The organism is Candidatus Nitrososphaera evergladensis SR1 (genome assembly GCF_000730285.1).
In the GTDB taxonomy this organism is placed as follows: Archaea; Thermoproteota; Nitrososphaeria; order Nitrososphaerales; family Nitrososphaeraceae; genus Nitrososphaera; species Nitrososphaera evergladensis.
The window spans coordinates 2,825,041-2,851,777 of record NZ_CP007174.1 but is presented as its reverse complement, the minus strand read 5'-3'; the positions used below and the strand labels follow the sequence as shown (position 1 = coordinate 2,851,777).

The window sequence follows — 26,737 nt, the reverse complement described above, 5'->3', positions numbered from 1 at the left end:
GTAGTTGCTTGCTCCTCTGTGTACAGATTTCATGGATCATCGACTTCAGGATAGGTAATCTCATTTCCGCCTACTTTTGCGAACCATGTTAGTGTATGAGGTTTGCTAGTGTTCTCACTCATGATATCTTCCACACGAATGTTGCGTATCACTAGAGCGTCTCCAATGAGTGACCTGTGGCATCGCCAAGGGACGGCTTCCGCGCACATAATGACCGCTTGTTTCTTTGCAGAAATTTTGATGAGTAGTTCTATGCTATTCTTAAATTCTGATGTTTGCATATAATCGGCAAAACCGCGAAATGATGAATTTCTCCAAGCAGTATTGACTGATGCTTTGGTTGTATGCCGCAGACCTCCTAACCCCTCCATATGGATGTATCCGATGTCATTTTTGAGTAAATTTGCCCTTAGTTCCTCCTCATTAAACTGAGGATTGTGGCGCGATTTAGGAATTGTTCTGACGTCAACAACCGTTTGAATCTTATATGCTCGAAGTATTTTAACGAATTCATTAATTGTACGAGTGGAGTGACCTATGGTATAGACGATGGCTCCAGTTTTCATATAATTCCTCTCATCTGCAACTTATTTAGCAACAAATGGAAATAGACAAGCCCTTCATACGGGTGCCATCGTGATGTCAACTTTTTGACCTCTGCATAATCTGGCTTTTTATCGAGGTGAAATAATCGCTCAAGATTATTCTGAGCACCGATGTCGTCACCTGGAAATGTATCTATTCTGCCAAAGCCTCGCAAGAGCGCATATTCTGCAGACCATCGTCCTATACCGCGTATGGACGACAGATACTCTACAATTTGCTCATTGGTCATTTCTGAGAGATTGCTCAGCTTCGTTTCATTATCTACAACAGCCATTGCTAGTTCTTTTATTGCCCTTGCCTTCTGGCGACTAAACCCTAATTTTCTCATCTCTTGCTCTGAAACATCCGCCAAATCCTCCGGTCTTGGAAAAGCATGCAGGAGAGTCCCATCAACATCATCTTCAAATTCTAACCCGAACTTTACAGATAAGCGATTAAGCATCAAAATTGCCAGGTCAAGTGTTACCTGTTGACATGCAATTGCATTTATGAGTGTCTCAAAGATGCTAGAAAAGCAAGGAGGTTTAACTCCCAAGAATTGTTGACCAAGCGAAATGAGTACGGCGTCCTTGTTGTTTCTTGCCCGTGTATACAAAGGGGTCAAATCCCGATCAAGGCCAAGCATTTTTTGAACGAGTACTTGAGCATCTTTTCGTGCGCGAACTGGGGTCATTGCCCTCTTCTTACTTTGCAAGGTAATGGCGATTTTTGGATCATTAATGGTGCCTTCCTGTCTGACAGCTATCTTTACGGGTTCATTATTGAAAGTAAGTACCCGTACATACTTGGTTCCATCCCATCGGTCAATAATGTTCGTATCTCTTCTTCGAAGAGCCCACACGGTAAAATCGAGTTGAAATGTGGCTACAGCGGAGAGAGCAATCGAGTCTACCATTAATGATGTATACGTATACACGTCAAATTTGCTTATATTCATGATTGACAGAGATTGTGTCCATGCTTGGGCTCCGCAATACATCGCTCCAGAGGGCAGATTTACACCAGGGCAATCCCATTAGAGTTGTTGTGATGTTGTTATTGATGATGATTGTAGAGCAGTCCTTCAGATCATGGCAGATTGGACGGTATATGCAATGCATGCTTTGTGTCAGCATTAAAGAATGTCTTTAGAAGACTGTTCCCTTAAAAAGTACTCTTAATCCCACTTGACACCAAAAGGTATTCTTGACAATGCATATGATTGCAAAAGAACTGTAACCCTTTAAAGAATTGGTTACCCAGTTTACAATGTGTCGCGATGAAAGCTGCGAGAATCGTCCACGTGAAGGAACCATTGCAAATACAACAGCTTGAAACACCCAAGCCTAAGGGGATAGAGGTTCTGGTTCGAATTATTTCTTCAGGAGTTTGTCATAGCGATATCCATCTGTGGGAAGGAGGCTATGAGGGAATTGAGGGTCAATTCATGAAGACTACCGATAGAGGGGTAAAATATCCTCTGACTCCAGGTCATGAAATTGCTGGAGTAGTCGAAGCCACGGGCGAAGGCGTTGAGGGCCTTAGTCGAGGAGACCGGGTAATTGTATATCCTTGGATCGGCGATGGAACTTGCCCCGCGTGCAGAGCAGGAGAAGAAAATCTCTGCGATAAACCTCGGTCTCTCGGTGTCTATACTGAAGGCGGCTACGCAGAATACGTGCTGGCTTCCAGCTACAAGTACTTGATAAAAATAGATGATAAGCTGGATTTCGATGTAGCAGCAATATTGTCCTGCTCCGCGCTAACGGCATATACGGCAGTAAAGAATGCATCATTAAGACCAGATGAAGACGTCGTCATAGTTGGCGTCGGCGGACTGGGTTTGATGGCCATCCAAGTAATAAAATCCCTCACGGGCGCCCGCGTAATTGCGATGGATATAGACGACGAAAAACTGAAGGTTGCAAAAAGTAACGGTGCAGACTTCGTTATTAACTCCAAGAAAGACGATCCCGTAAAGGGCGTAATGGAGCTAACACACAAACTGGGTGCAGATTCGGTTATTGACTTTGTCAATGCTTCCAAGACGGTAGAAACAGACATGCAGATGTTGAGAAGAAGAGCCAAAGTAGTACTTGTAGGACTCTATGGGGGCGAATTAAAGCTAAATCTGGTTTCAATGCCGACTAGAGCGTACAGGCTGATTGGCTCATATACTGGAAATCTAAGGGACTTGGCAGAACTGGTATCTCTGACTGAAAGAGGGGTCATAAAGCCCATTGTTTCTCATAAATTCAAACTTGAGCAAGCAACAGAGGCGCTGACGATGTTGAAGGAAGGCAAAATAACCGGAAGAGGCGTCCTCAAGCCTTGACATCCATTTCCCAATATTTGATGCAACCAAGGTCAGTTGAGTAGTAATAATGATGAACAACAAGATAAAGACCGTCAATCCTGCGACGGGACACGTCATCAATGAATATGATATGATGACAGAAGAACAAATCCTAGCGGCAGTCAAGAAAGCGAAAGAGGCATTTGGCGAATGGAAAAACAATGAGAAGGGAGGTCAGAACAAGAGGGCGGATTTTCTTCACAACTTTGCTTCTCAGTTAAGAAAGAACAAGGAAAAGCTTGCGAGAGTTGCGACGAGCGAGATGGGCAAGGCGATTAAAGAATCCCGTTCGGAAGTGGAAAAATGCGCGATGACAATGGACTATTATGCGGACAATGGCAGCATCTTTGTCGGCGATGAGCTGATCAATACGAATGCAAGGAAGAGTTTCATAACATTTGAACCTCTGGGCGTTATTGGAAGCATAATGCCGTGGAATTTTCCTTATTGGCAGGCATTGAGGTTTGCAGCTCCTTCACTCATGGTTGGCAATACCGTTGTGTTAAAACCTGCAAGTGCTACTATGCAGTGTGGTATAGAGATTGAAAATACATTCCGAGAGGCAGGGCTGCCTGATGGAGTCTTTCAGACGCTGGTTGGCGATTCGTCCATCGCAAACACACTCATAGATTCGAATGTGAGCGCAGTCACTTTTACCGGAAGCGTGTCTGCAGGTGCCAAGGTCGCGCAAAGGACAACGTCACAGATAAAAAAGTGCGTGCTTGAACTAGGGGGTAGCGACCCCTTCATCGTCTGCGAAGATGCAGATATAGAAAAGGCATCAAGCGGTGCTGTCAAGGGGAGATTTATCAATTGTGGACAAAGCTGCATTGCGTCAAAGCGGTTCATTGTGACAAAGAAAGCGGCGAATGAGTTCATAGAGCAATTTATCCAGAAAACAGAGAAACTTGTCGTAGGCGATCCTCTTATAGATAGCACGGACATGGGTCCCCTTGTAAACGAAAGTGCGGTAAACAACATCGAGTCCTTAGTTCAGGATGCTGTCAAAAACGGTGCAAAAGTGCTGACAGGAGGCGAACGGTTGACGCATGGTAGCGACAAAGGCTATTTCTACAAACCCACCATACTGGAGAACATTTCGCCAAAAATGCGCGTTGCGCGAGAAGAGGTCTTTGGTCCTGTTGCGCCCATAACTATTGCCGAAGATGAAATGGAAGCAATTAAGATTGCAAATGATTCTGAGTACGGTCTTGGCGCAAGTGTATGGACTGCAGATCTGGATAAGGCTGATAAACTCTCAAGAACAATTGAAGCAGGCGTGGTGACTGTAAATAATACGGTGGCTTCCGACCCTCGAATCCCATTTGGCGGAGTAAAGAAAAGCGGGTTTGGCAGGGAGCTTTCCCGGTATGGGATGCTAGAATTTGTAAACATCAAATCCGTGCGCTTCTATGATCAGCTAGATAGTCATCATCACGTAGAGTGAGATGAATAAGCTACGCGCAGAATCCTAGAAGCAGTAAACAAGCCTTGCTGTCTATCTTTGTGCAGGGAAACATTATAGAGTAAAACGCATGCGTTCTCTTAAACATTAATGCTCTTACTTTCTAATTCTTCGACACGTTTTTGCAAAGCATCGATCTCTGCTGTCAGACCAGCCGTTTTGTTCTTTGCAGTTAATCTCGTTTCTAGATCTCTTAACGTCTTTACATCGTAATACGAAAACATGGCAATCACAAGTGCCGTAAACGCAGCAATCTTGTTTGACTTGCTCAGGCATGTGAACATCCAAGTTCGAAAACACCATTACGCAAATCGTTAAACACGACTAACAAAATTTAATGAGCATTTCTGAAGCTCCTTACCTTCGGATTATTTCCACCGTAATTCCTCGGACGGGCGATCCATACTACCGTCTCACATTGCGGACAGTGGGTATAGAATTTGGCATGACCATCATATTGCCAGACTCTCTTGCAGTTGGGACATCTCAGCTCAACCACGTACAGCTATTCCAATCATAGTATTTATGGTAATCCTGTGCAATTTGCTGCATCGAAAACAAAATACGGTGGAGGAGGTTGAGAACAATTCATAGAATGAGCTCAGCTACAAAGGACTTGTTACAAGAACATCTAACTGTCCGGCGCATTGGCGGCATTGCCCAAAGGTGCTCCGAGAGGTTATATGCCAATGAAGAGATAACAATCGAAGACATTTAGATAATCTCCGTAGTTATGGAGGAGTTTGTCGATGTTTTTCACCATGGGAAGGAGGAGAACGCATACTTTCCGCTAACAAAAGAAAAGAATGATTATTCAGAAGAGATCCGTAAGTTCCTAATAGAACATGAGCTTGGAAGAAGGATAGCCTACATGCTGCGACGCGAGTTGGATACTCTTAATGACAATCACGATGATAACGACAAGAATCGTAAAAAGGGCCCAAAGTGGAACAAAGACAAGAGCAAGGAGCCTGTAGCAAGATTCCTCAAGTCTTATGCAGTATTTCGTTTAACAGCACCATTTCATCTCCGCAAACTGGACTAAAGTCCGCGGGATAGAAGGCTAGGACAACTGGCCTTCCTCGAAAAGATGTACGAAGTATTGAGGTAAAGGGCACGCAAAGAAAGAAGAATGACAATATGCGTATTCCACCCTTTTTGATACCGAAATGACAAGAAATAAGCGGCTTGTTGCAACTCATCTTTATCTGTGTCTTTTCAAGAATGGCAAAAAGTACTTGTTTGACCGGCTAATTGTTTTTCCAGCAGCAGAGAATGATGATTGATGTGTAACATCACTTTTTTATCGCTCCTGTTGATAAGCCAACTCCAGCAACAATGAGGCCTAGCTCTCGACGAGAAATCATACCAATTTCCATCCTCATTGCCTTGCTCTTGCTTTTCTTGAGGAATAAGATGGAAGGCAAGCCCTACGACCGGCAGATAAAGCCCTTCAACTTTTGCATCGTAGGCGTTGGAAACTTTACTGACCCTGACACAGGAGAGGTCATCAAACCACTGGCCCCTTTTAGAAAGGACGCGCAAGTTTGCGCCTATGAAGACTTTATCGATTACAATTCGGACAAGATGCTAAAGGGGCAGCACTACTGGAAAAAGTTCTCAGGTGTTGTCAGGGATTATGCCAATCACCGCGAAGCAAAATTTGATGGAAGTAAGGGCATCTTAACAAGGAAGCACATCAGGGTTTCATCGGTGGTGCACATTGGAAAGGAGAGCAATGACTTGGAGGTCTCTGAAGTATTGGGCGTTAATGACGATACCACACTCGCGTATTCATCAATCTCACAAAAGATGTCGGAGAACAAAGAAAGGATAATTGCCACTCCGCCAAGCAGAGTGCGTCAATTTGGCATCATCAAAGAAACATGGCTACGCATACAGCGACTGCTTAAGGCAGGTAGAATTCCAACTCTGCATGGCAAGACCGCAGAAGCGATGATGAAGTTTCTGCGCTCAGATGTCTCCTCATAGCTTTATGTCGCGCCAACCAAGAATTCTCCTTATTTTGTTTGTTTTCTCTTCCAGGATCCTATTTTCCTCTTCTCCTGAAACATTCTGCGGCATTGGAATACTGCATTCATACTCTGGATGCTCATCCACCCAGCCACCGTGTAGAATAGTGGCGTCTGCAACCACTATTTTTCTGATGAGGTTAGAGACTGTCTCTCCGCACAGATTTGCATATTCTGTAATGGCATCAAACTCCTTTTGACTGACTTTGGCTCCGACGGTGGGCATGGCGATAGTGTTAACCTTGGTTAACGCTGCTTAACCACAGAGCCAGCTATAACCTTTCATGCATACCTTCTCTCATACTATCGTCTACACTATCGTGTATAGGGTGGTAAGGGTGACAAATCTGACCCCTTGTACTTACCCCGCTGACATCGTGGGGCCGTTGAAATTCGAACCGCTTTACTAGTAAAAACGAGCGTAAATCCCACTCTACACAAGTTAGGAAGCGTTTCTCAATCCCAGCTTGGCTACTTCAGGTACCGCAAGTGCAAAATGCACATGCTCGCAGTCAAAGGTGTTGCATAATGCGCATTTGATCTTGTTGTCGTGGCGGTAGATCTCTGCCAGTGCCTTCCGCTTGGCGTCTCTGATGAACAGGACATTGTAGCTGTGCCCTTCAAGAGATAGCGCCGGTGCGTACTTTTGCAGGAACTCATCCTTCTCTATAACGTCTGACAATAGCTCGTTTACAAATCCGTTGAACGTCTTGTTCGTCTGCGGCAGCCGTACCTTCCTTTCTTCCCACTTGGACTGAAGTCTTGCAACCAGATCTCGGTGGATTACTATTTGCTTATCTCCCTTGGTCATCGGCATATCTTTCGTACCTCTCTCCGTATAGTAGTATGTAGTAGCCATTATATATACTCTATTACTACTACATACTACTAGGTAGATTATAATAGTAGAATCTACTGACTAATAGGTATGGAAACAGGTGACGTCTTGGCACAGGTACCGGAAAAGGGAATCCGGATGAGGTGTACAAGATGCGGACGTAAATGGACGTATGGAGGCCACAAGAAATACTATGCTTCATGCCCTGATTGTCACACATCCGTCAGAATTCGCACTGGACATGGCGATGAGGTGAAGCAATAGAGTGACAATTCCACAGAACAGGACGCGGTTGCAAGTGTTTTCTCCGCCGATGCATTCTACGGCTGCAGCTGGGGAAAAGGAAGTAGTGGTGGTGATAGCCTGATGGGTCAATGGGAAGTCTATGAGGCCATTCAGTCACTTGGCGGCACCGCGACTTTTTCACAGATAAGAGAATACCTGCAGAACAAGTACTGCTACTGTTCAGAATCATCAACACATGATGCGTTAAAAAAGTTGATTTGTAATAGCCTGATTAGCGGCGTGCCCATAGCCAAGGGTAACAGTCGGCGAGTCTATCGTATCACGGCAGAGTTCCCAGAACGCAACATCATTGTCATTGAGAAGAATGGCGTTTCGAGGAGCGTAGCGGCATGAGTGGTGCTGCAGCAGCGGAAGAGACATGATGTTCTACAAGTGCTGCCGTCCAGCAAGGAACCAATAGAATGTCAACAACCGATGGATCTTCTGAAGGCCAAGAGAAAGGCGAATTGGTCACTGTAGCAGCAGGGCCCGGATATGATGGTGTCTGCGAATATTGCTCCATCCGGCCAGCAGAGATATTCCAGGTGACCGGTAATTTTTGCGTCTTATGCTGGCAGGAATTAACTCATCCCAATGTCTAAGAAAAAAGGCCTACTGCCTTGAAGACGACAGAAACCTGGTCCGCATTCACTTCGGGCTTGTCCTTGCATCGTCCGAGGTCAGGTTGACGCTAGGCAAAAAGTATGACATCAGCATTACTAGAGGTGTCAATATCGAGTGGCAAGCAGAGCATATGGTTATGTTAACTTGCCATAGGCTGGAAAAGGATGTTAATATTCGTCGGTTTGGCCTTACCAAAGTGGAATGACACGAAATCCATCAGCAAACAACGTAGCAGCCAGTACGCAACCGCCTATGAAACCAAGTATGTTCTCCGCCTTGTCCATCAAACCTGCATGCCACCATATCGTCAAAAAGAGCGCAAGGCCGCTGGCAACCAGTAGCTGTACAATCTTGCCAAGATTTACTTCATACACAGAAATCAGATATGGCTGTAGAACGAATTCCTCCACTGCTATACCAACTACAACCGTTATCAGAATAGCGATTGCTGCTTTGAAATTACTTGTGTAATGATGATCGCCGCGGAAAATGTATCTGTCGCTTGCTCCGTCTTTATGAACTAGAATGCTGCTAAAGAAACTCATTATTGAGAAAGCACTACCGTAGGCTGCCCATTGTACTAAAACGTCAGTCAAGCGACGTTTAATGATAAAGTAGCTCATTAAGTCTTTTTCTATAACAATCATCTTGACTGATTGTATTTGATGACCATCCCAACTGCTCCAAGAACTATAGCTGTGGGAATAGTAAGGTAAGCGACTACGGTTGCGAGTTCATAATGAGAGCTTGCAGAAAGTGATACGAAGATAATGGCTAAGGCAATTAGGACCATAGCTATACCAAAGCAATAATTCTGTGCAGTAGTTTCTTTCACTTTCATATACATGAAAAAATTGGTTCGTGATATGGAGAGGCCACTCTTAAAACGCGATATGGATATAATCCTGCAAGACCGCATCAAGGTATTATGGCAAACCGTGTCATTGATGCTTTAGGACATCCTGACAAAATCAAGATCATCGTCATAAACAAGCATGTTGAGATTGGGCCGAGAGAAGCAAATCTGGAAATATCAAAGGCAAGTTTCATGATCCTATTCTGGCTTGACGATAACGTTTCCAGACGGCTGGAGCGGCATTCAATCAAGAACCGAGAATGGGACGGTGGTGTTCATGATGCCGGTAGAAAATTCGGCCGTGCAGGACGACAGGACACCCATTACCTTGAGCATTTCAAAGACAGAAGCCCTGTCAGATGAAGGGTGATCTGTGGGAATTGGCATCCCTCCCATAGTCGGTCTTTTATCCGGTGCAAAATGTAACCCTGTAACAGATTATCCCAAGATAAACGGCATGAGCGCAGCGGTAACGGACTGGGAATGCAAAAACAATGATCAGGTGTCTTTGTCTTTTAAGCAAAAGACAATTGGTTTACAGACTGACAAGCATACAATCGTATTTTTGTACATGTCGTCGGCGCCGGTTTATTACGACAAGCATCTGACTGAATTTAACAGATCTATAGAAACTTTGAAAATTCCAGACACGATCGGCCCGCCTTCAACGCCGGAATTCTCATCTGGGACAATGCTCGGTGTTACCACTGCCGCCACAATTGGATTCATAGCGTTCTTCTTGCCATGCAGATCAGGTTTGATTAAAGGATGAGGCAGATTCGTCGCAGGGTTGTTCAGGAGATTTTTTCTAAATGCTGCATTGCATACTCTGCTGTCTCAAAACAATGCACAAACCATGCTATGTTGTTTTGTTAAGGTATTTTTCGAATAAGGTTTATAACGCTAGGCCCATTTTGACAGAATTGTGTGGGAGAAATACCCTATCTACGGGATGAAAATGTCGCCATGTCTGTATCCGCAATAATCCTAAGTACTTTACTCTTGTTTTCCATCATGTATGCAAACCCTCTTCTTATCAGCAAGAGCATTTCGCATCTTGAATCTTTACAAAGCATTAATGCCGCAAATATCTTTCAATCTTTATCCTTGCATGCCATGCAATCAAGTAGCAATAACAACAACTCCGCAGAACAACAATCATCCATTAGTTTGTCAATTCCGCTTGGAGTCGCGTATGCAGATAGCAGAAGCAATAACTCTACTACATCAACTTCAAGCACTGAAGATACTGCGGACGCAGGCAGTGGTGGCATTCAAAGCGGCAACCCGACCGTCCTGCTTTCTGGGACGTTGTACAATGACAAGAATGCCAATGGAAAGAGAGATCTTGACGACTCGGGAATATCCGGAGCTTCAATACAAGTATCGTATCGGCCTAATGGGACTAGCTCTCAAGAACACGGTGAAACTCTGAAAACGGGTGAGGACGGCTCATATCGGACGTTCCTTCCAAGCACCTCTACCTTGATTGGTATTCAAACGGCAGTACCTGAAGGCTACTTTGAAACTGAAGGGGGAGATGTGCATAACCCGTCTTGGGATAATAATAACAACAACAGCAGCACCCTGACAAGCAGTTTCCTTTACAATGACGTTCAGCAGATAAGCGGAAAAAATATCGATTTTGGATTTGCTTCTATTAAGGACTCTGCGATTCTAGTTACGGGTATGGTGTATGAGGACCTGAATGGTAATGGCAAAAGGGATTCTGGAGAACCCGGCATTTCTGACGTCGGTATTAACATTAGTTACCTGCATCCATTTACAGAATATCGCATTCAAACCCTTAGCGATGGAACGTACCAGGCTTTTCTCTCACCAACTGCAGAATTGGTTTCTGAATCATCCAGCGAACCGGAAGGCATGACTAGGACGCAGCCGGTAAATGATGTACAGATTGATAACACTACGCGGACAATTGCCAGTGGAATTTATGAATTTGGTAATCTTGGCAGCTTGACTGGGCCAATCCAAAACATCGACTTTGGCTATGCAAATCCTGTGGCAAATCTTACTGTGCGATTGCAAGATGAAAATGGAAACAGCATAAAGGGCCCATCTATTTCATTTAATGATGCTACTACGGGTCAGTACATAGATACAAAGAAGGTGGACGAAAATGGCAGCGTATCGATCTCTTGGATCCCTGCTCATAAGGTAAATGCCAGCATCGAAATGGGAAGCATCCTCTATCATGCCCCAAATAGGAATGAGACAATTATCACGCTAACTCGAGGTCGGAATAACCAAATAATCCATCTCGATGCCCTGAAAAGAGAGTCTGTAGCTGGTACGGTCACAGACGTTGGCGGCAGACCCATTGATGGGATGACCATAACGGCATCAGAAAAAGTTGACAGCAGGAATTGGTTCTACTCCTCTACGACTGATAATGCAGGTCATTATAATTTCACGCTGCTGCAAGGACTCGTTACAATCAAGGGCTCCAATGCAAGTTACATTGTCAATGACAAGAGTCTAGATTTGAATAAAGCAGACAGCCCTGTCAAGGTGGATCTAACCGCAGAGCTCATGCCCATCCATAACGTTACTACGAACGTCTACTCAAAGTACGTTGGATCAGGGTGGGTAGGACCCGTAAATCCTTCATCGGAGAACTTTTTTACGGCGGAACTGACAGATGAATTTGGTAATCATCATTATCCTAGATCTGACGGGCTAATTTCTTTTCGCGGAGTTCTGGGGGATAAGATAGAAGAATGTGTTCGCCCATATGCTACGTTCCGCCTGCCAGAAAGCTGTAGAAGTATGGTGCTGAACGATACTCAGAGCATAGCTGCCAGTTTCTATTTGCAAGAGGGTGGGCGGATAGAGGGGCGAGTAATTGATGCTGTTACAGCCGATCCTGTTTCCAGCTGGAACGCGTACCTTTATTCATTGAATAATGACGGCCGCCGGGAGTGGATTTCTAGCTTTTGGAACAACTCTCAGATAATTGATGTATCTGTCCCTAAGGCGGGCCTGTACCAGTTGGACATATACAGCACGTATAACGATACCGATGTGAGCTCGCATGGTAGTATAAATCCCAGCAACCATTTTGCCCAAATCACGACGATGGTTGACAATGACAAGAGCGCACTTGTTGGCGATGTAAAGCTACTCCGCGAAAGAAGCGTTGTGCGAAATGAAGGAAATGCCATTGCCAGCACCCCTGCAACAGCAGCGCCTGGAAATACAATTACGTTGCATGTTTCATTCAACAGCATAATCACACAAGGAATGAAAAATACTCCTGTTCTGCTATTAGAAGTTCCTGCTAACACAACATTGGTAGACAAGAGCATTGTGTTGAATGGAAAACAAGCTGCCGCAAATTATGACGGAGGAGCATTCTACCAAATTCCACTTGATGGTGTTGTAAATGGCACCTCATTAGCTGGCACTGCCACGTACAAGATCAGGCTGAATGATGACTTTGACAAGGATGGGCTTAACATTAGTGCCTTCCTGCAATATGACTCGTTGGAATCCGACGGCGGGATTCAGAAACGACAGGAAGTGATAGGTTCCTTACACATACCGGTGCCCCAACTCAGTATTGATATTCCCCACCAGCTGACCCAACGAGGTACAATGGTATCAGGCCAAGGTCCCGCTGGAGGCAAAATAGAACTGTACGATGGAAATACTTTGCTTGGTCAAACCGATGTTTCACAGGGCGGATTCTGGAGGATGAATGTTACGCTGCCCGATAGCGGTGACCCTGCCGTGCACGTTTTACATGCTAATGGCATCATCATCAATTCTTCATCAAAAATTCTGCATTCACGCGATGCTACTGTAATATTTGATAGCACATCTCCAAAACTAATCGAGGTATGCATGCAGCAAGACTTGAACAACCGCGTATGCGTAAATCCAGAGCTGGGCGTTGCACGCTTTCCATATCTTTCAGTCTGGCAGTATCCCTATAATTTTGAACTTCGCTTTGACCATCCCGAGCGAGTTAGTGACGTAAAGGTTTTTCTTGACGGTACGGGTGGAGGCATGGGAAATGCTACCCTGGGCAGCGATGGAGTTTACCGGGCGACAATCGTTCCTTCGGACAACAAGTCGCTTGGAAATGTTGATGTGGTATACAAGCTCGTACCGCCAGACAACATCTCAAAGGTACGGATCCCGACGCTTCCTATTCAGATTCCACCCCCGGCTGGGCCTTCGCCTGGAAAGCTCACGATCCAGGATAACAACGAAACTGACTTTTCAGGCAGAGTATCCCTAGAAGATGGCACCGTCTACAAATTTGCATCTCATGCCACCAAGAATGTCAAGCATACTCCAACAATTGCAGAAATCAAAGAAGCAATATCCACGCAGCATCCAATCTTCCCAATTTCCATAGTCCAGACAGATGTTAACGGGGGTCTGGCAATTAAGGGTGAAGTCTTTGTACCTGACGGCGCCTTCTCTTCCGAAGAGAGCGGCTCGACAAAAACCGACTTTCTTGATGTATCTGTTGATGAAGAATTGCATGGAACACTGGTAGACTTTGCCCTTGCCCCGGAGGATTCGGGTATGCAAGCGAAATCTGTCGGGAATTTACAGTCAGTAAATTACCTAGGAACAGCAATACTTCAAGGACAAATAGTTGCACATCCTAACGGAATAACACGTGGTGCCCTTGCGGGAGTAATCGGCACTATTGTTGGAGCTCAGCTTGGGATGGCTGGTCTACTGGCTGCTTACTCCACTATTTCTTTTCTTGGCGCACTTGGAACGGCATTTGGCATTGGCGCTGTTCTTGCTGCTGGTATCTGCTGGGCGATCTGCGACGAAGTCGATCCCACCTACTTGTTTGATCCCAGCGGCTTTGTTTACGAAGCAGTCCCCTCAAATAGGTTACAAAACGTCACAGCCACAATTCTTGAGCAGGATCCGAAAACCAAGCAATGGCATGTGTGGGATGCCCAAGAATTCGGTCAAATAAACCCTGAAACTGTTGATTCGGATGGGCACTATGCATGGGATGTCCCAGAAGGCGATTGGAAGATAACCTATCAAAAACCCGGATACCAGCAGGCATCAAGTGAAATAATTCATGAGCCTCCACCTAGATACGATGTTAATATAGGAATGGTATCACTTGCTGCACCATCGGTTATCGCAGTCTCTGCCTTGGCTCATGTGGATGGAGGTACCAGCAAGAATACAAATTCCTCGTCGATAAGAGTGCAGTTTGACAAATATATATTGGCAAACAATGTGGAAAATACGACAATAACCGTCGCAGGGCTGAATGGGATTACAATCCCTGTTAGCACGGTCAATGCCCCTGATGGCAAATTGCTGACCCGCGAAATCGACTTTGTGCCTTCCCAACCCCTTGTTGAAGGGAGCACGTATTCTTTGCATGTAACTCACAGAAGCATTGTAAGCTATGCCTCGGTGCCGATGGATGGCGACTATGATGATAAGGTAGTCGCAATAGGCAAAACATCTTACGACTTGCAGCTGACGAGCAACGGCCATTCCTTGATCACAAATTCTCTCACAAATATCGAGAATGCTGACACAACCTCTGCAGCTGTCTCCGTAACTCTTGGCCAACCTTTGATCGCAATCGCCAAGACAAATGATAACTTGGCATCAAAGACAATCATCATCCACTGGAGCGGACCAGACGGCAAAATAAGGAAAACAGAATCTGCTTCTCCGACAATGAATGATGATACTTTAGTGTCACAGCCATTTTATCCAACTGAGACCGGGCAATGGACGGCGACCGCAACATTTGCAGATGGAACGCCTGACAACTCTATCGCATCCAAGACGCGCAATTTTACGGTGAATTATGATGCCCCAGTGCCGGAGTTTGGTCTCAACAACATTGCCGGCATTATTGCGGCTATCTCTATAGCTATAAGCATTATTATTACAAAAACTGGCAATTTCTCGCTCTTTGGCAGAAGATGGCCTTGAATTGGACCTGAGTTTACATAATTTGTATAAATGACTTATTTATAGGACGGAAAAATTGTAATATCTGCAATTTTTCAACTCTGACATCTTTCTAGCCCACATACGTACAACTATAACCGTGAACACGAAAAGGTCTCTTAGCAGTTGATTAACCGCACGATTTTCCGTGAGTCATGGCATGTTGTCTTCTACAGGATGGAGCTTCTACGCAAGAAAGACAACCTCTACAGGCTTCATAACCCAACAGCAGTACACTGTGGGCTCGCCTTGTGACTCAGCATCGAATCAAATGAGACTGAGGATATCGTATGACGTATCAACTCAGTCATGGGTCGTATCGTTCACACACGCAACTGGTGCACTTAATTCAAAATCCTTCCCGGCGGAGGCACGACCATACAGTCAGGGACTTATGGGCACGACTATGGAACCAACGTAATAATTGACTCAGATACCCATGCCTCAAGCGTGCATGACATATTCTTCCATCATGCGTTCCCAATATGCCCAGCAGCACCGCAACCATAGGAGAAAAACACCAGAATATTTTTTTCTTTCTTTCTTCATATTAAAAGACATGTATTTAGTTAAAACACGAAGAAAGGTAATAGTTACCGCAACTCTTGCCGCGATAGCGACGACTGCTTTATTTCTGTATTATTACTTCTACGTAAATTATGCACAACTTACGCTAAGACAGATTCCTCCCAATCAAATCTCGACTACGATGCCGTTCATGGAAATATCTCAAAAGACTGTTGACCACACCCCAGTACTAGCTCGGGCAATCAGAGAAGTCACGATCAAGTATGACCGCGCTACTCAAGATTGCCCCGCACGGCAGCTTGTATTATGCGATATCCCATCTGCTACGAGATATACAACAGGTATGTCAATTGACGAGTATGAATATCTAAGGGATAGCGGCAAGATATCCTTCAAAGCAGCGGGTGGAAAAGACAGCAGCAACAATGATGCTGCTGTTAGAGAAACCAATATCAAATACAGATGTTCTCACGCAAACTTGGCTGATGCTACTTTTGAAGAATACTGCTATTATACTCTCAAGGTAGAGCGAACACCTGCAAACTGGTTTGGATAGTCTGGTTTGAGGCTGCTGAAAATCTAAAGGCTAGGTAGCTCCAGTTCTCATTGTCGGTAGTTAAATAGCGGTTAGTCAAATTATAGAGATCGAGGTTAGCTAATTTGGCAGTCATCAGATAGTTCTCAATCGAAGATCCGGTTCATTTTACAACCACATATATGCAGATTCTTGAACGTGAACCTATCAAGGTCAGGTCGGATTCTTGAAGCTAAAGCGCGACTCGTCCGACCAAAATCGAATGACAGAGGAGTAGAGTGAAGATATCCTGAGTCGATGAAGTGTGAGGCTTAACAGAGGCGACGATGGAAGATACCTGACACTTGTCATTATCGTTTTAGCCTGCCCGCTCTGTTGCACATTTCTGGCGTCGTCGCCAAGTTATACCATAGTCGATATAGTCGACGTCAAACCACTTTTTCACGAATTGCAGGTTGGAGTTGAAAAAGCGCGGCCCTGTGCTGTACGGCAAAAAGTGCAGCAAAGGCAGGCTCATAAAGTTCTAAGGGAGGGTCTTGATTTCAGGTTGTATTTCCTGCAGTAGACGGTTTTCCATCATGCCAATTGTGTGGCGAAGAAAATACAACGATTTTTGGTTTTCTTCTCTTAGTCTATTCTGTCCCGTTTATTACTACAGTTGGCGAATATTAATATTATGAAACTAAGTTACGCTATTTATTTAGTGAATTATCTTATCTGAGAAATTTATGGCAACGTCATCGAAGACCAAACTGTTTGCCATCGGCCTAGCTTTCATTTTTTTCATGGGGACAATTGGCAGCCTCCCTCTGCGCCAGGCCTCAGCGATTGAGTCAAAGCCATCGCTGCCTATCGATCCAAGGACCGATATCGACCCACAAATTATAGCAAACCCTCCGACTCTAACAGCAGCGCAAGAAACAAAGGCGGAAGCCATTGCACTAGCAAATAACGAAGTACAGCAAGCTGCGAGCGGAAAGTCATACAACTTTGACGGAATAGGGTTCATCGGCAACACGCGCGAATCGCCGGTCAAATGGTATCCAATAGTCCATATCAATGTGGCAAACGAGACAGGAATCAACGTGACAATCGATATGAATACGGGCAAAATAACGAATGTTGAGCAATATGCAATAACCAAACTTGCACCAAGAGTAAATGAAGATGGAACGGAATCAATACTATCTGCTGCATCAAGCCCTAGTTATTCATCTGATGATTACAAGGGTACTACCAATCCTGTAGAAATGTTCATGAGCACACAAAATGGCGTTCCGACCTACACCCCATCGGCTGCAAGCATGGACGGACAAGTAGACTTCCTACTAAATGCAGATGAGTATCAGGCAAGCGGCAACAGCTGTCTGCCTTCTAATGTGTACAATGGCTACTTTGCTCAGGTAGGATTCGATTATCCATCTGTTGGTGGCGCTCGCGTTGTGTATGCTGACACGCTCACCCAATGTGTCCCAACCAATATTGGCCTTACGTACACCCCGGGGCATTACTATACCTTCAGAATACACGCTTATAGCACTCCCTCTACATCATGGAGAATGATAGCGTTTGATGTTAACACTGGCGTGACTGCAATGAGTCCTTCAAGAACAGGTATGAAGTCGTATCTTATACAGGCAGGCAGCGCAAATACATCAGTGTGGATGGAGAATTGGAACCCTCCATCATCAACTAGCTGGAACGCTAGATTCTCAGCTGACTTGCAAGCGTACTCTGATTATTCTGATGGCGTCAACTACTACCATTGGCCATCAGATCAGCAATATGATCAGCAATGCACCACCTTCTATACCTACCCGCACACCACTCCTCCGCCAGTTATGTCCGGAAGTCTCGTAACCGGTGGCACGGTCACATGGAGCAACTATAACATGGCGAATTACATCCCAGGTTGCCCATAACTTCCTCCCCTCCTTTTCTTTTTTTGATAATGAAGTCAATCGTGATTTTTATAAAATCTGCATTTGGATTTGTCGTCAAGATTTTGGTTTCCAGTAATGCATCCTAAAGATATACGGCCAAAGTTTGAAGTTCTTCTGCATAAGAGTAAAATACTATTTGAGGTCAAGCCAACTTGGTTCCATTAGTATGCAAAATATGCGATGGACTCAAGTTGTCTTGGCATTATCGATAATGATACTCCTCATAGTTATATCGCTGCCAGATATCAAGGTTATTCAAGCGGCAGAGACCTCAAATGGGAACGCATCAGCCACATCTAAGGATCTACACGATAGTTCCAAGCTGACAAAAGTAACTACTTTTGAAATTAGCAACACCACGCAAGCTGCAACCGTTCTTGACATCAGTCCAGATAGCAAGACAATCATTTTTGCGTCGAATAGTGGGGACGCCGCAAAAAAGAGCTCATTATGGGCGATAACCCTTTCTAATTCAAGTAGCAATGAATCTGCTTATGGGAATCCGAGGCTCATCGAGCTTTCGCTGACGACATCCTTTTCTAATATGTTTAACCCTCGCATATCTCCTGATGGCAGCGAGATTCTGTTCGTCGCTACGTATGCAAGTAGCATTAGCGATGAAACAAAACAGGGACTTTTTGAGTACAATTTAGAGAAAAACACTCTCGCAGAAGTATCGCTCAACATTCCTACTGTTCGCTCCGCAGATTGGGTGCCAAACGGTACTATTCTCTACTCAGGTGGCAACGCGTCTTCAAATTCAGATACGATCTGGATTTCTTCAAAGAATGGCACCAACTCCAAACAAGTCTATAATTCCCCTGAACCTGTTGGAGACATCGATGTAAGTTCGGATGGTACAAAGGTAGCCTTTATCACCTCTAGTCAAGAAAATGTCTATGCTTCCTTTCTGAAAGTGCTCGATATCAAAACAGGAAAAACAAGAATCCTAGGTAACTCAACTAACAACAATGAGAATCTTCCAGCCGCGTATCATGACCCGCGGTGGAGTCCAAATAACGAATTTATTGTGACCACATACTCGCCCAAAACACTGCCAGCCTCAGAAATTAGGCTGATTTCAATCGATGGTACAATAAATACACCCGTTTACAGTAATTCAAGCTTTAACGCGGTAGGGGCAGCGATTACAGGTGGTGATGGTAAATCCGTGATTTTCGGACTAGCCGCCAACAATAAAGACTTGCAAGGAGAATCAGGAATCTATATGCTGCAGATCGATAGCGCCATGCCAGATTTTGCAACAGGGGCTGCCTTAATGGCGGTGGTAGTAATGTTAGGCACAAGTATCTTCTTGGGAAAAGCCTTCATAACCAAGTATACTGGAAAACAAGTTTAGCGATATGTTGAGATTTTTTCGCAAAATGCTTTAAGCGGTTTGCAATATATTGCAATAAATGAGCACGATCAAGCCCTCGGGCTGGCTAGGAGAAATTCTCCACGACATGGACCACGCCCTGCCAGTAACGCGTGTACACGGGGCCCAGGTCACAGAGCGCGATACTGTTAACTTACCATAGGCTAGCATTTTATTGAGACGATCTTTCAGCCGACGAATAGTTAACAACACCTTACAGAAGTTGTCAAGGCTTGAGGGTTTTCAAAAAAATCAAGCGTTTCGTATTTCCAGGATTACTTCGTTATTTCGTTTTCTTAATTTTTTTAGGTAACCCTTCTTTTCCAAGTAATCTATTCTATGTCTAATAGTCTTTTCAGAGATATCCGCTCCTTGAAGGAGGTCAACTATCTCTCTCAGGGTGTTTTTGCCCTTTCTAACCTGCCAGTAAATATTTCTGTCAAGCACTCGTCTGATCAACTTTTTATAAAAAGGTGGCTCGATTCCCTTCCTTTCCTTTAAATCCTCAATTGCTTCTAGCAGCAAACCTGAAAGATTTGCGTTTGTTTCGTCTTCCTGTTTAACCATTTCATCCCATACAATGTTCCAATCAAGTTGGCCCTCGTTTACAATCTTGAGCATGTCATCGATGTCGCCGGTTCGACCAGCTATACTCTTTAACAAAAAGATGTCAGAATCATCCAAGATTCCAAGGTCAAGTTTTTTGAAGGATTCCATCTTTGCACGTTTTACCATACGTTCCGACAAATACAACTGATTCCTTCCAATATTTCGATTAAAGACATCCATCCTACTGCTTCTTTCAGAGTGTATCAAAATATCGCCTGCGTTGAGCCTCTTGTCATCTTCTGAAAGGTTTGATTCGTTGATGGACCTGTAACCCATTTCCTTTAGCACTTTTACAACTGCAGTGAAGGTTTTAGTATCAAGGGTTACGATGTCGCAATCCTTTGTCTTATCCTTCAGTCCCTTTATGCGCATATTTTCTCCACCTATTAAATAGGCCGAGATTTTGAAAGGAGCCTTATCACCTATTTCTTGGAATAATTGCGGATATGCTTTAGGAAGGTCATATTCATCCGAAGAGGTATCATATAGACGTGCTTTCTCTTCAAAGTCCTTTCTTGAAGGAAACAGGCTTGGATTCCTTAACGGTCCATTTCTGATAAAACTTTCAACATCAAGCCAGACTTTGGACATCCCATAACCTCTGGCAGCTGCTCTAATGGCCAGGGGGTCGAACCTGCTTCGATTCTTGAGATAAAACAACATCGCCACGCTCATAGCGTTTCTATCGCTATTTTTGGCGGCTGTAATGATTGAATGGAGTAACACGTCTTGGAGAGTAAGCGGAGATGTCTGCTTGACATAGTAATCATGTGCAGTGTGATACTCTATCCCATATTCAGAAAATAAGGAGAAACCAGTTAACTCGCCATCGGCAATTTTTCCTGTGGGGACTTTCTTTATCGTGACAGAATGGTTTCGATAGATTACTTCAGCATAAGGTTCAATTTTCTTCCTTTCATTTTCTGTCTTTAGGAGCCGGGCAAAGAGATAGAGTTTGTCTTCGTTGTCTCTCTTTATGCTTATTTTATCTCCTCCTTCTTCTTGTTTATGGATAGCTCCTATTGATTTAAGGTCGGATATTGACCTATGAATTGTCGCTATTCCCAATTTTGTGGAGCGTTGAATATCCTTGGCAGAAACGGGTCCGTCTACAAGATGAACTAGAACCTGCTCGTTGGAATAACGCAAGAGTTTTTCGATGTTATATTGACTTGATACGTCTCGGAATAATATCGTCTTGGGATTTTGCTTGAAAGCAAGAACCGAACCTTTCTTTTCAATGTAATCTTGGCTTATTAGAGCCTTAACCGTTTCGTTGAACTGCCATTCCTGCACTCCAACAGCCTTCCTTATTTCTTTAAGGTTTGACAGCCCCTCTTTGAGTGCCCGGAGCAATGCTATTGAAGAAGGATTCAATTTCGGTATCATATGACCACAGTTATTTATATAAAGTTGTGGTATAATGATACCGAAACTGCGGTAAGCGGCATATGAAACGAGCTCTAACCTCCATAACCTGGAGCGAAACTAATGTAAGCGCAGAGCACAAACAGCGTAGATCACGTATACAACTTTGTGACTAACCATCGTACCTAGGTGTAAGCGGCAGAAGCCATTTACCATGGTGTTACAAAACAACATAAAACAATTTAGAATTATCAAATGCTGATTTTGATGGCTGCTAGTGTCGTAACTACGAAGCGTGTTCATATGCTATGTTTTGGATGATGAGCTCGTGTCAGATAGTACAAGTTAGGTCGCGAGTCGTGATGATAATAGCGCTTCTAGAGGGAGAAAAAACCTCCGAAGCTCTTTTAGAATGAAACGACATTTAGTTAATCACATGTCGTCATCTCCTTCATCATCATCACCAGAAGAACAGAGGCTTTGGGAACTGAGGCAGGATGCAAAGTGGGGCAAAGACACTGAAACCCAAAAGAAAGCAATCCAGGAACTTGGAAAGGTCGGAACCCCACCTGCAGTGAACGTCCTGAATGAAGTCATGGCAGTAAGTTCTCGCGATGACATCAAGAAATACTGCCAAGATGTCATCAGTGGCATAATTGCTACTACCACAAATGATATCCGGACTGCGGGAGAGGAAAGAGCAGCGGCAGAAGAAGCCGGCACCGAAAAAAATCAACAACCAGAAAAAAAGAAGGCAGCGGCGGCGGAAAAAGGCAAAGAAAAAGTAGAGGTTTCTCAAGAAAAAAGAGGAACTGAAGTAGTTGGATTACAATAAAATAAAACACGAGTCGTCTCCTGAGCGAGTCTGTCTGCCCATAGTATCTTCCGAATATCTTTAGAAGAAAAGTCCACGCATGCATGCGTCAGGCTCCCTTGTATTCAACCTTGGAGTAGACAACTAGTCTCCTCCTCTCCCACGGCCTGAAGTAGGCATGGGAAGATTGTGTGCACACCTGCGTTAGGACGGACATGCTTTGCAACACCGCCAAGTGGGCGAAAAATATGCTAACATATCCTCGCTAGCATATCCTGGATCGCGGCAGCAAAAAATAGGACCAACCACGCCTCGCAGGCGCAATTAGACGACAGGTCTAGAGACTGTCTCACTGTAGACTAGTCAGCGTCAGTTCGACATAGACACACGCAGAGAGAGACCTAAAGAACAAGTCGCACAGAGTCAGAAAGACGAGGACAGTAGTCAGCGCAAGAACGGATCCCGCTCGGTGCGCAGAACACGAGAATAATAGCTCTGGTGGGGAGTCGGCTGATTTTGACGATGATCTGCGTTTCTACCAAGCTTAGCAATCAGTTGTATTTCCACCAGCACTATAGAAATGCCGGTGACCCGTTTAGACCAAAACATGAAGAAATTTCAGAAATCCTTGAATAGGGGGGATAGCCGTATTATGGCAGAATAGAGCAATATTATATAATAAAGATCCAGCTCTGGTCTAACGCAAAAGAGACCGAGTTTGCAATCAGGCTGGCTGCCGACAAGATTGGATTTCGGGCATCCACCAACGAATCCGCAGATTACGTAAAATTGGCAGATGAGATTCTCGAGCCTGACGGACAGCATATCGAATTTCCCTTCATGCTTGAAAAATGGATATCAGCCTGGAAGGAGGGATTCAGACATTCCGCCGCACCATATGAATGGAGACCGCTAGAATCAATGCACAGAGAAACCGGAGACTTTCTTCGATCTTTCCTCAGGGTGACAATAATGGCAAAAGTGGGAAGTCTGCCAAGAGGCCATTGATAAAATGCGACTTCTGCAATCTGACTTTTTTCTATGAGAGCGAATGTCTGGCCCACGAGAGGGAATGGCATAAAGACAAGTTGAAAGGCAAAAGCTAAACGCTTGCCAGACGTGGAGTGTTTGAATTGACACTTTTCATTCCCATGAACTTGGCAAAGTCCCCTCTACCCAAATAGGTTAGGTCCTTATCAAGTCCAAACTCTTTATGCAATTCATCATAAACGGGCTCAAGAATCCTGAATCCCGTGTTTCCAAATATGGAATGGAAAGCGCGCTCAAAGAGGTCGGGTCTTGCTACTATTGCCGTGCGCAAATCCATTTCGTTTCCAAAAAAGTCCTCGGTTATTTTTTCACAGATTGCATTGAAAATTTGCCGACTAAATATCTCCTCCAGTCTGTGTAGTATTTCCTCTGCCAAAATGTCAGAATCTACTATACTCCAAGCACCCCTCCCCCACTGGCAGTGGCAAGACTCGCGCCATTATATAACAATAATCTAGAGGATGATTACAGGGATATCATAAACTGGCAATAAAACGGCAATGTTTCTTACGAAAGCCATCATCACAGGAGTTTGGGTTACGAGATTCCCTCACCTGCTAGAAAGGATTCGAAGCTACAAGAATTGATTCCACACTCTTTCCGGCTCTTCTCCCACTTTTTCTAATACGACTTCGAATACTTTTCCAAGATTTGATGTCCTGATCTTCTCCCCTGTCGCCTTTTCCTTCATCTTCTTCATAACAAATTCATAGACCTTCTCCGGAGAAGCAGAAGGCTTAACCGCCCTGAACCAACCGAATCTGGCAAGTTCATTTTCTAGCTTGCCCGGTAGTGTCATGACATCCTTCGTCATTTTATACTCGTTCTTCCGATATTGAGAATCGGCCATCACAACATGCTTTATCCTGTATGCTTTGATTAGGTCGATGTGTCCGTGTATGTTGCCATCCCCGTGCATATCCACGAGATAGACATCCTTGTGCTCAAAGATGCCACCTAGGCGGACGTCTGTACACGGGGTATATTTAATGCGGTCTGACTTGCTCGGGTGGTAAAAAAAGCTGGCTACCGTACGCCCGACGCCTCTTTTCTTCCATGCATGTGCCACAACAGGTAGAGTCTCTTTTCTTGTCAGTATTTGCCAAGCAAGCCTCTGCTCGTGTATTAGTTAGATTGGCTCAATAACTGTCCATATGGATGATGCCCGATGCCAACCACAAAAAAGAGAAGATTGCAGTAAAAGAATAATACTACTACCTCGCATAGCCCTGGCCATCGCAAGGGAAAATTATGTACCGAAGAATTACAAATAATTATCTACCGGGGCTAACTTCATGCAAAAATAGGTGCGTTAACTATCGAAATTTATAATAACGCCGCAATCTAACTGACCTCTGTCAGGCGCATAACCGCATTTTGCGCTTGAGCAAGTTACGCAGCATGTACCCCCACGCACCGACGAGATTAGGTCTACCCTGCCCTCTCTCCTATCGCTCAGAGGGCGGGGTGGCCAATATGTCCCTCACCCCGACACACCTGTGCATGCAGTTGTGAACATGGATGCACATTGAACCAAAATATAATTGCTATTGCCTTTATTTATGGAGGAAAGGATATTGTGAAGTTGTTAGGAGTAGATCATATTTCCCACCTTGTTGAACTTGCAGATGAGGAAATCAAGACAATAATTGCAATCCTGAGATTTTCATCAGATGCTTGTCCGATAGAGAGCCTGTCAGAACAGAGAATAGAATATGACGTGGTCAAGAACTTGATTTCAAAGTTTGAAGAAGTACTAAAATGAGTTCTGTAAAAAATGCCAGAGACTATCCAAACCGCCCGCACTTGTAGACTGCTGCATCCGCCCTAGGTAATGCTGAAGATTCTAAGTATGAAACTGTTTAAAGTTCTATTCACAAATTCACAGTAGGAGCAATTGTATGGAATCAGGCATTTCTTCTCAACAATTAGACAACTTTAACCTCTTGCCATTTTGGAAAAAGAACGAATCGTTGCTCAAAGAGATAGAACAGTCAGAGACTCCGGCCAAGTCTAGGCTGATATTCAAGGAGGTATCCACCAACCAAGGTGCCAATGGTGAACAAATCGTAACTAGTTATGATCTCGTCAACATTTACGGCAACAGAAAGAACTTTTTTAGCATCATAGCATATCTTTCACGCGATGGCTCTTCAGTAATACGGGAAGAAATTATCGCAGGAAACAAACTATCGAATGCCAAAAAGACAGTGATAGATGGCAGCAAGATAACCAACAAGGATCAAATAGAATGGATAAAAGAAATGAGTAGAAATGGTATGTGCAGACTGTTTCGCACTACATAATCAACGATGACACACAACCTGTGTTGTTATACACACAAGCAGAGTAGTATTGCATCTACTCTGCCTGCCTAAGCAGATATTCCTTGAGCGCCACTGCGTTGTTGAATTTCTCATCCTTGGCGCCATAAAGCAATAATACAGGAGTGCCAGAACGCAACCTTTGCAGAATCAACTCAACTGGCTCTTTCTTGCCATCTAGCTCTTTGAAATATCGCTTCTTGAATTCATTCCACTTGCGGGGGTCATGCCCAAACCACTTCCGGAGGCTATCGCTTGGTGCTATGTCCTTTAACCACAAGTCTACGGTGATGTCCTCCTTTCTTATGCCTCTGGCCCAAAGCCTATCTACAAATATCTTGAAACTTCTTTCCTCTTCTTCTCTGGCGGCGTGCTTCTTCATATCATAGATTCTTTGTATTTCAAGGGTCGTGATTGATACCTCTGATAATAACATCCCAAATTCCCATATAAGTACCGGGATCAGGATTCAAAGAGACCCTCAAGTTCAATTACATAACAACAATAATACTCATTATTATTATTTCTTCACCGAGCTCGCCTTTAGGGCAAGTGGAAACATTATTTCCTCTTCCTCCGAGAAGTGCTGCCTTAGATCCAAGATAAATTGCGTTACCTCCTGCTTTGCTTGCTGTTGGGGCATCGATGACAGCTTTGGGATTGTTTTCTTGATGAAATCTGCAATCCAGTTGTGCTCTTGTGCGATTTTGATAGATTCTCGCGACTGTTCTTTTGCTTCGTGCATAATGACGCGCAGAACCCTCGCTTCTTCCTCTACAGCATGGCGTATAATGGGCTCGCTCAACTCCTCCAATATTCTTATCGACTGCTCGTTAACGGTGTCAGCAGACTCTACTGCAGCAAGCTTGGACTCAAGTTGGCGGTGTTCCCTTTTCAACCTCTCTATCAGGTCGGGTATTGGCTCATCAAAGTTGATTCTGTAACTCAAGTCACTCTCTCACCCTCTTCTTTTGTGTACTCCTCATCTTGTTTATTTGTTGACATCGTTTCAGAACTTCTTTCACCTGCAATGCGGTTTGCCTGAAAGACCTTTAGTGTCACTTTGTCGCGAACAGTTTCTCCTTTATGCTTGCATTGTCCGCTCAAAGAAGTCATTGCAAAAGCCGCTCTCTAATTATGCATTGGAACGAGATAAAAGAATTA

At 44.3% G+C, this 26,737-nt stretch carries 25 protein-coding genes and 1 pseudogene; 14 read left to right on the top strand and 12 right to left on the bottom strand.

Going from position 1 to position 26,737, the window contains the following annotated elements; genetic code table 11:
• Positions 1-29: 29 nt before the first annotated feature.
• Both NTE_RS15630 and NTE_RS15625 read right to left on the bottom strand, forming a co-directional pair.
• A complete protein-coding gene (locus NTE_RS15630) occupies positions 30-566 on the bottom strand; it encodes a DUF488 domain-containing protein (protein WP_148701874.1) in 537 nt (178 codons plus the stop codon).
• Complete coding sequence (locus tag NTE_RS15625; RefSeq protein ID WP_148701873.1) at positions 563-1,501, bottom strand: DNA-3-methyladenine glycosylase family protein; 939 nt, start codon at positions 1,499-1,501, stop codon at positions 563-565. The genes NTE_RS15630 and NTE_RS15625 overlap by 4 nt, the downstream gene beginning before the upstream one ends.
• Positions 1,502-1,864: 363 nt before the next feature.
• Here NTE_RS15625 and NTE_RS15620 point away from each other — a divergent pair, with 363 nt between their 5' ends.
• Positions 1,865-2,920, top strand: coding sequence for an alcohol dehydrogenase (locus NTE_RS15620; RefSeq protein ID WP_148701872.1), 1,056 nt, complete (start codon positions 1,865-1,867; stop codon positions 2,918-2,920).
• Between the two features lie 49 nt (positions 2,921-2,969).
• Positions 2,970-4,388, top strand: coding sequence for an NAD-dependent succinate-semialdehyde dehydrogenase (locus NTE_RS15615; protein WP_226987057.1), 1,419 nt, complete (start codon positions 2,970-2,972; stop codon positions 4,386-4,388).
• A gap of 1,016 nt (positions 4,389-5,404) precedes the next feature.
• Here NTE_RS15615 and NTE_RS17660 read toward each other — a convergent pair.
• Positions 5,405-5,494, bottom strand: a pseudogene (locus NTE_RS17660) (redoxin domain-containing protein); the annotation flags it as partial.
• A gap of 328 nt (positions 5,495-5,822) precedes the next feature.
• Between NTE_RS17660 and NTE_RS15605 the strand changes: the two are divergent.
• Complete coding sequence (locus NTE_RS15605; protein ID WP_148701870.1) at positions 5,823-6,398, top strand: hypothetical protein; 576 nt, start codon at positions 5,823-5,825, stop codon at positions 6,396-6,398.
• Here the strand turns inward: NTE_RS15605 and NTE_RS15600 are convergent.
• The gene (locus tag NTE_RS15600; protein WP_148701869.1) at positions 6,393-6,665 is read right to left on the bottom strand and encodes a hypothetical protein; all 273 of its coding nucleotides are present in this window, start codon (positions 6,663-6,665) and stop codon (positions 6,393-6,395) included. The genes NTE_RS15605 and NTE_RS15600 overlap by 6 nt on opposite strands.
• A gap of 216 nt (positions 6,666-6,881) precedes the next feature.
• Positions 6,882-7,256 (bottom strand): hypothetical protein, encoded by a 375-nt coding sequence (locus tag NTE_RS15595; protein WP_148701868.1) that lies wholly within the window; start codon positions 7,254-7,256, stop codon positions 6,882-6,884.
• A 387-nt stretch (positions 7,257-7,643) separates the two neighbouring features.
• On the opposite strand from NTE_RS15595, the gene NTE_RS15590 reads away from it, so the two are divergent.
• On the top strand, positions 7,644-7,916 hold the full coding sequence (locus tag NTE_RS15590) for a MarR family transcriptional regulator (RefSeq protein WP_148701867.1): 273 nt from the start codon (positions 7,644-7,646) through the stop codon (positions 7,914-7,916).
• Between the two features lie 458 nt (positions 7,917-8,374).
• Here NTE_RS15590 and NTE_RS15585 read toward each other — a convergent pair whose 3' ends face one another.
• A complete protein-coding gene (locus tag NTE_RS15585) occupies positions 8,375-8,809 on the bottom strand; it encodes a hypothetical protein (RefSeq protein ID WP_148701866.1) in 435 nt (144 codons plus the stop codon).
• Positions 8,810-9,114: 305 nt separating this feature from the next.
• Here NTE_RS15585 and NTE_RS17205 point away from each other — a divergent pair, with 305 nt between their 5' ends.
• From NTE_RS17205 to NTE_RS15565, 4 genes are all read left to right on the top strand, one after another.
• Positions 9,115-9,405, top strand: coding sequence for a hypothetical protein (locus NTE_RS17205; RefSeq protein ID WP_148701865.1), 291 nt, complete (start codon positions 9,115-9,117; stop codon positions 9,403-9,405).
• Between the two features lie 10 nt (positions 9,406-9,415).
• On the top strand, positions 9,416-9,814 hold the full coding sequence (locus tag NTE_RS15575) for a hypothetical protein (RefSeq protein ID WP_148701864.1): 399 nt from the start codon (positions 9,416-9,418) through the stop codon (positions 9,812-9,814).
• Between the two features lie 155 nt (positions 9,815-9,969).
• Complete coding sequence (locus NTE_RS15570) at positions 9,970-15,006, top strand: hypothetical protein (protein ID WP_148701863.1); 5,037 nt, start codon at positions 9,970-9,972, stop codon at positions 15,004-15,006.
• 472 nt (positions 15,007-15,478) lie between these two features.
• Positions 15,479-16,108 (top strand): hypothetical protein, encoded by a 630-nt coding sequence (locus tag NTE_RS15565; RefSeq protein ID WP_148701862.1) that lies wholly within the window; start codon positions 15,479-15,481, stop codon positions 16,106-16,108.
• Positions 16,109-16,445: 337 nt separating this feature from the next.
• On the opposite strand, the gene NTE_RS16850 is transcribed toward NTE_RS15565, so the two are convergent.
• Positions 16,446-16,604, bottom strand: coding sequence for a hypothetical protein (locus NTE_RS16850; protein ID WP_158385673.1), 159 nt, complete (start codon positions 16,602-16,604; stop codon positions 16,446-16,448).
• A 211-nt stretch (positions 16,605-16,815) separates the two neighbouring features.
• Here NTE_RS16850 and NTE_RS15560 point away from each other — a divergent pair, with 211 nt between their 5' ends.
• On the top strand, positions 16,816-18,009 hold the full coding sequence (locus NTE_RS15560; RefSeq protein ID WP_148701861.1) for a hypothetical protein: 1,194 nt from the start codon (positions 16,816-16,818) through the stop codon (positions 18,007-18,009).
• 232 nt (positions 18,010-18,241) lie between these two features.
• Positions 18,242-19,390: an LpqB family beta-propeller domain-containing protein gene (locus NTE_RS15555; RefSeq protein WP_158385671.1), complete on the top strand. Its 1,149-nt coding sequence runs from the start codon at positions 18,242-18,244 to the stop codon at positions 19,388-19,390.
• A gap of 270 nt (positions 19,391-19,660) precedes the next feature.
• Here NTE_RS15555 and NTE_RS15550 read toward each other — a convergent pair whose 3' ends face one another.
• Positions 19,661-21,394 carry a hypothetical protein gene (locus NTE_RS15550; protein WP_148701859.1) on the bottom strand — a complete coding sequence of 578 codons (1,734 nt, stop codon included), beginning with the start codon at positions 21,392-21,394 and terminating at the stop codon, positions 19,661-19,663.
• Positions 21,395-21,821: 427 nt separating this feature from the next.
• Here NTE_RS15550 and NTE_RS15545 point away from each other — a divergent pair, with 427 nt between their 5' ends.
• Entirely contained in the window at positions 21,822-22,220 is a 399-nt protein-coding gene (locus NTE_RS15545; RefSeq protein WP_148701858.1) for a hypothetical protein, read from the top strand.
• 768 nt (positions 22,221-22,988) lie between these two features.
• Complete coding sequence (locus tag NTE_RS15540; protein WP_148701857.1) at positions 22,989-23,207, top strand: hypothetical protein; 219 nt, start codon at positions 22,989-22,991, stop codon at positions 23,205-23,207.
• A 94-nt stretch (positions 23,208-23,301) separates the two neighbouring features.
• On the opposite strand, the gene NTE_RS15535 is transcribed toward NTE_RS15540, so the two are convergent.
• Complete coding sequence (locus NTE_RS15535; protein ID WP_264357952.1) at positions 23,302-23,643, bottom strand: hypothetical protein; 342 nt, start codon at positions 23,641-23,643, stop codon at positions 23,302-23,304.
• 180 nt (positions 23,644-23,823) lie between these two features.
• Positions 23,824-24,318 (bottom strand): hypothetical protein, encoded by a 495-nt coding sequence (locus NTE_RS15530; protein ID WP_148701855.1) that lies wholly within the window; start codon positions 24,316-24,318, stop codon positions 23,824-23,826.
• A 459-nt stretch (positions 24,319-24,777) separates the two neighbouring features.
• On the opposite strand from NTE_RS15530, the gene NTE_RS15525 reads away from it, so the two are divergent.
• On the top strand, positions 24,778-25,014 hold the full coding sequence (locus tag NTE_RS15525) for a hypothetical protein (protein ID WP_148701854.1): 237 nt from the start codon (positions 24,778-24,780) through the stop codon (positions 25,012-25,014).
• A 136-nt stretch (positions 25,015-25,150) separates the two neighbouring features.
• On the top strand, positions 25,151-25,555 hold the full coding sequence (locus NTE_RS15520; RefSeq protein ID WP_148701853.1) for a hypothetical protein: 405 nt from the start codon (positions 25,151-25,153) through the stop codon (positions 25,553-25,555).
• 55 nt (positions 25,556-25,610) lie between these two features.
• Here the strand turns inward: NTE_RS15520 and NTE_RS15515 are convergent, their stop codons facing one another.
• On the bottom strand, positions 25,611-25,955 hold the full coding sequence (locus NTE_RS15515; RefSeq protein ID WP_148701852.1) for a DUF488 domain-containing protein: 345 nt from the start codon (positions 25,953-25,955) through the stop codon (positions 25,611-25,613).
• A gap of 138 nt (positions 25,956-26,093) precedes the next feature.
• Positions 26,094-26,522 carry a hemerythrin domain-containing protein gene (locus NTE_RS15510; RefSeq protein ID WP_148701851.1) on the bottom strand — a complete coding sequence of 143 codons (429 nt, stop codon included), beginning with the start codon at positions 26,520-26,522 and terminating at the stop codon, positions 26,094-26,096.
• Between the last annotated feature and the right edge of the window lie 215 nt (positions 26,523-26,737).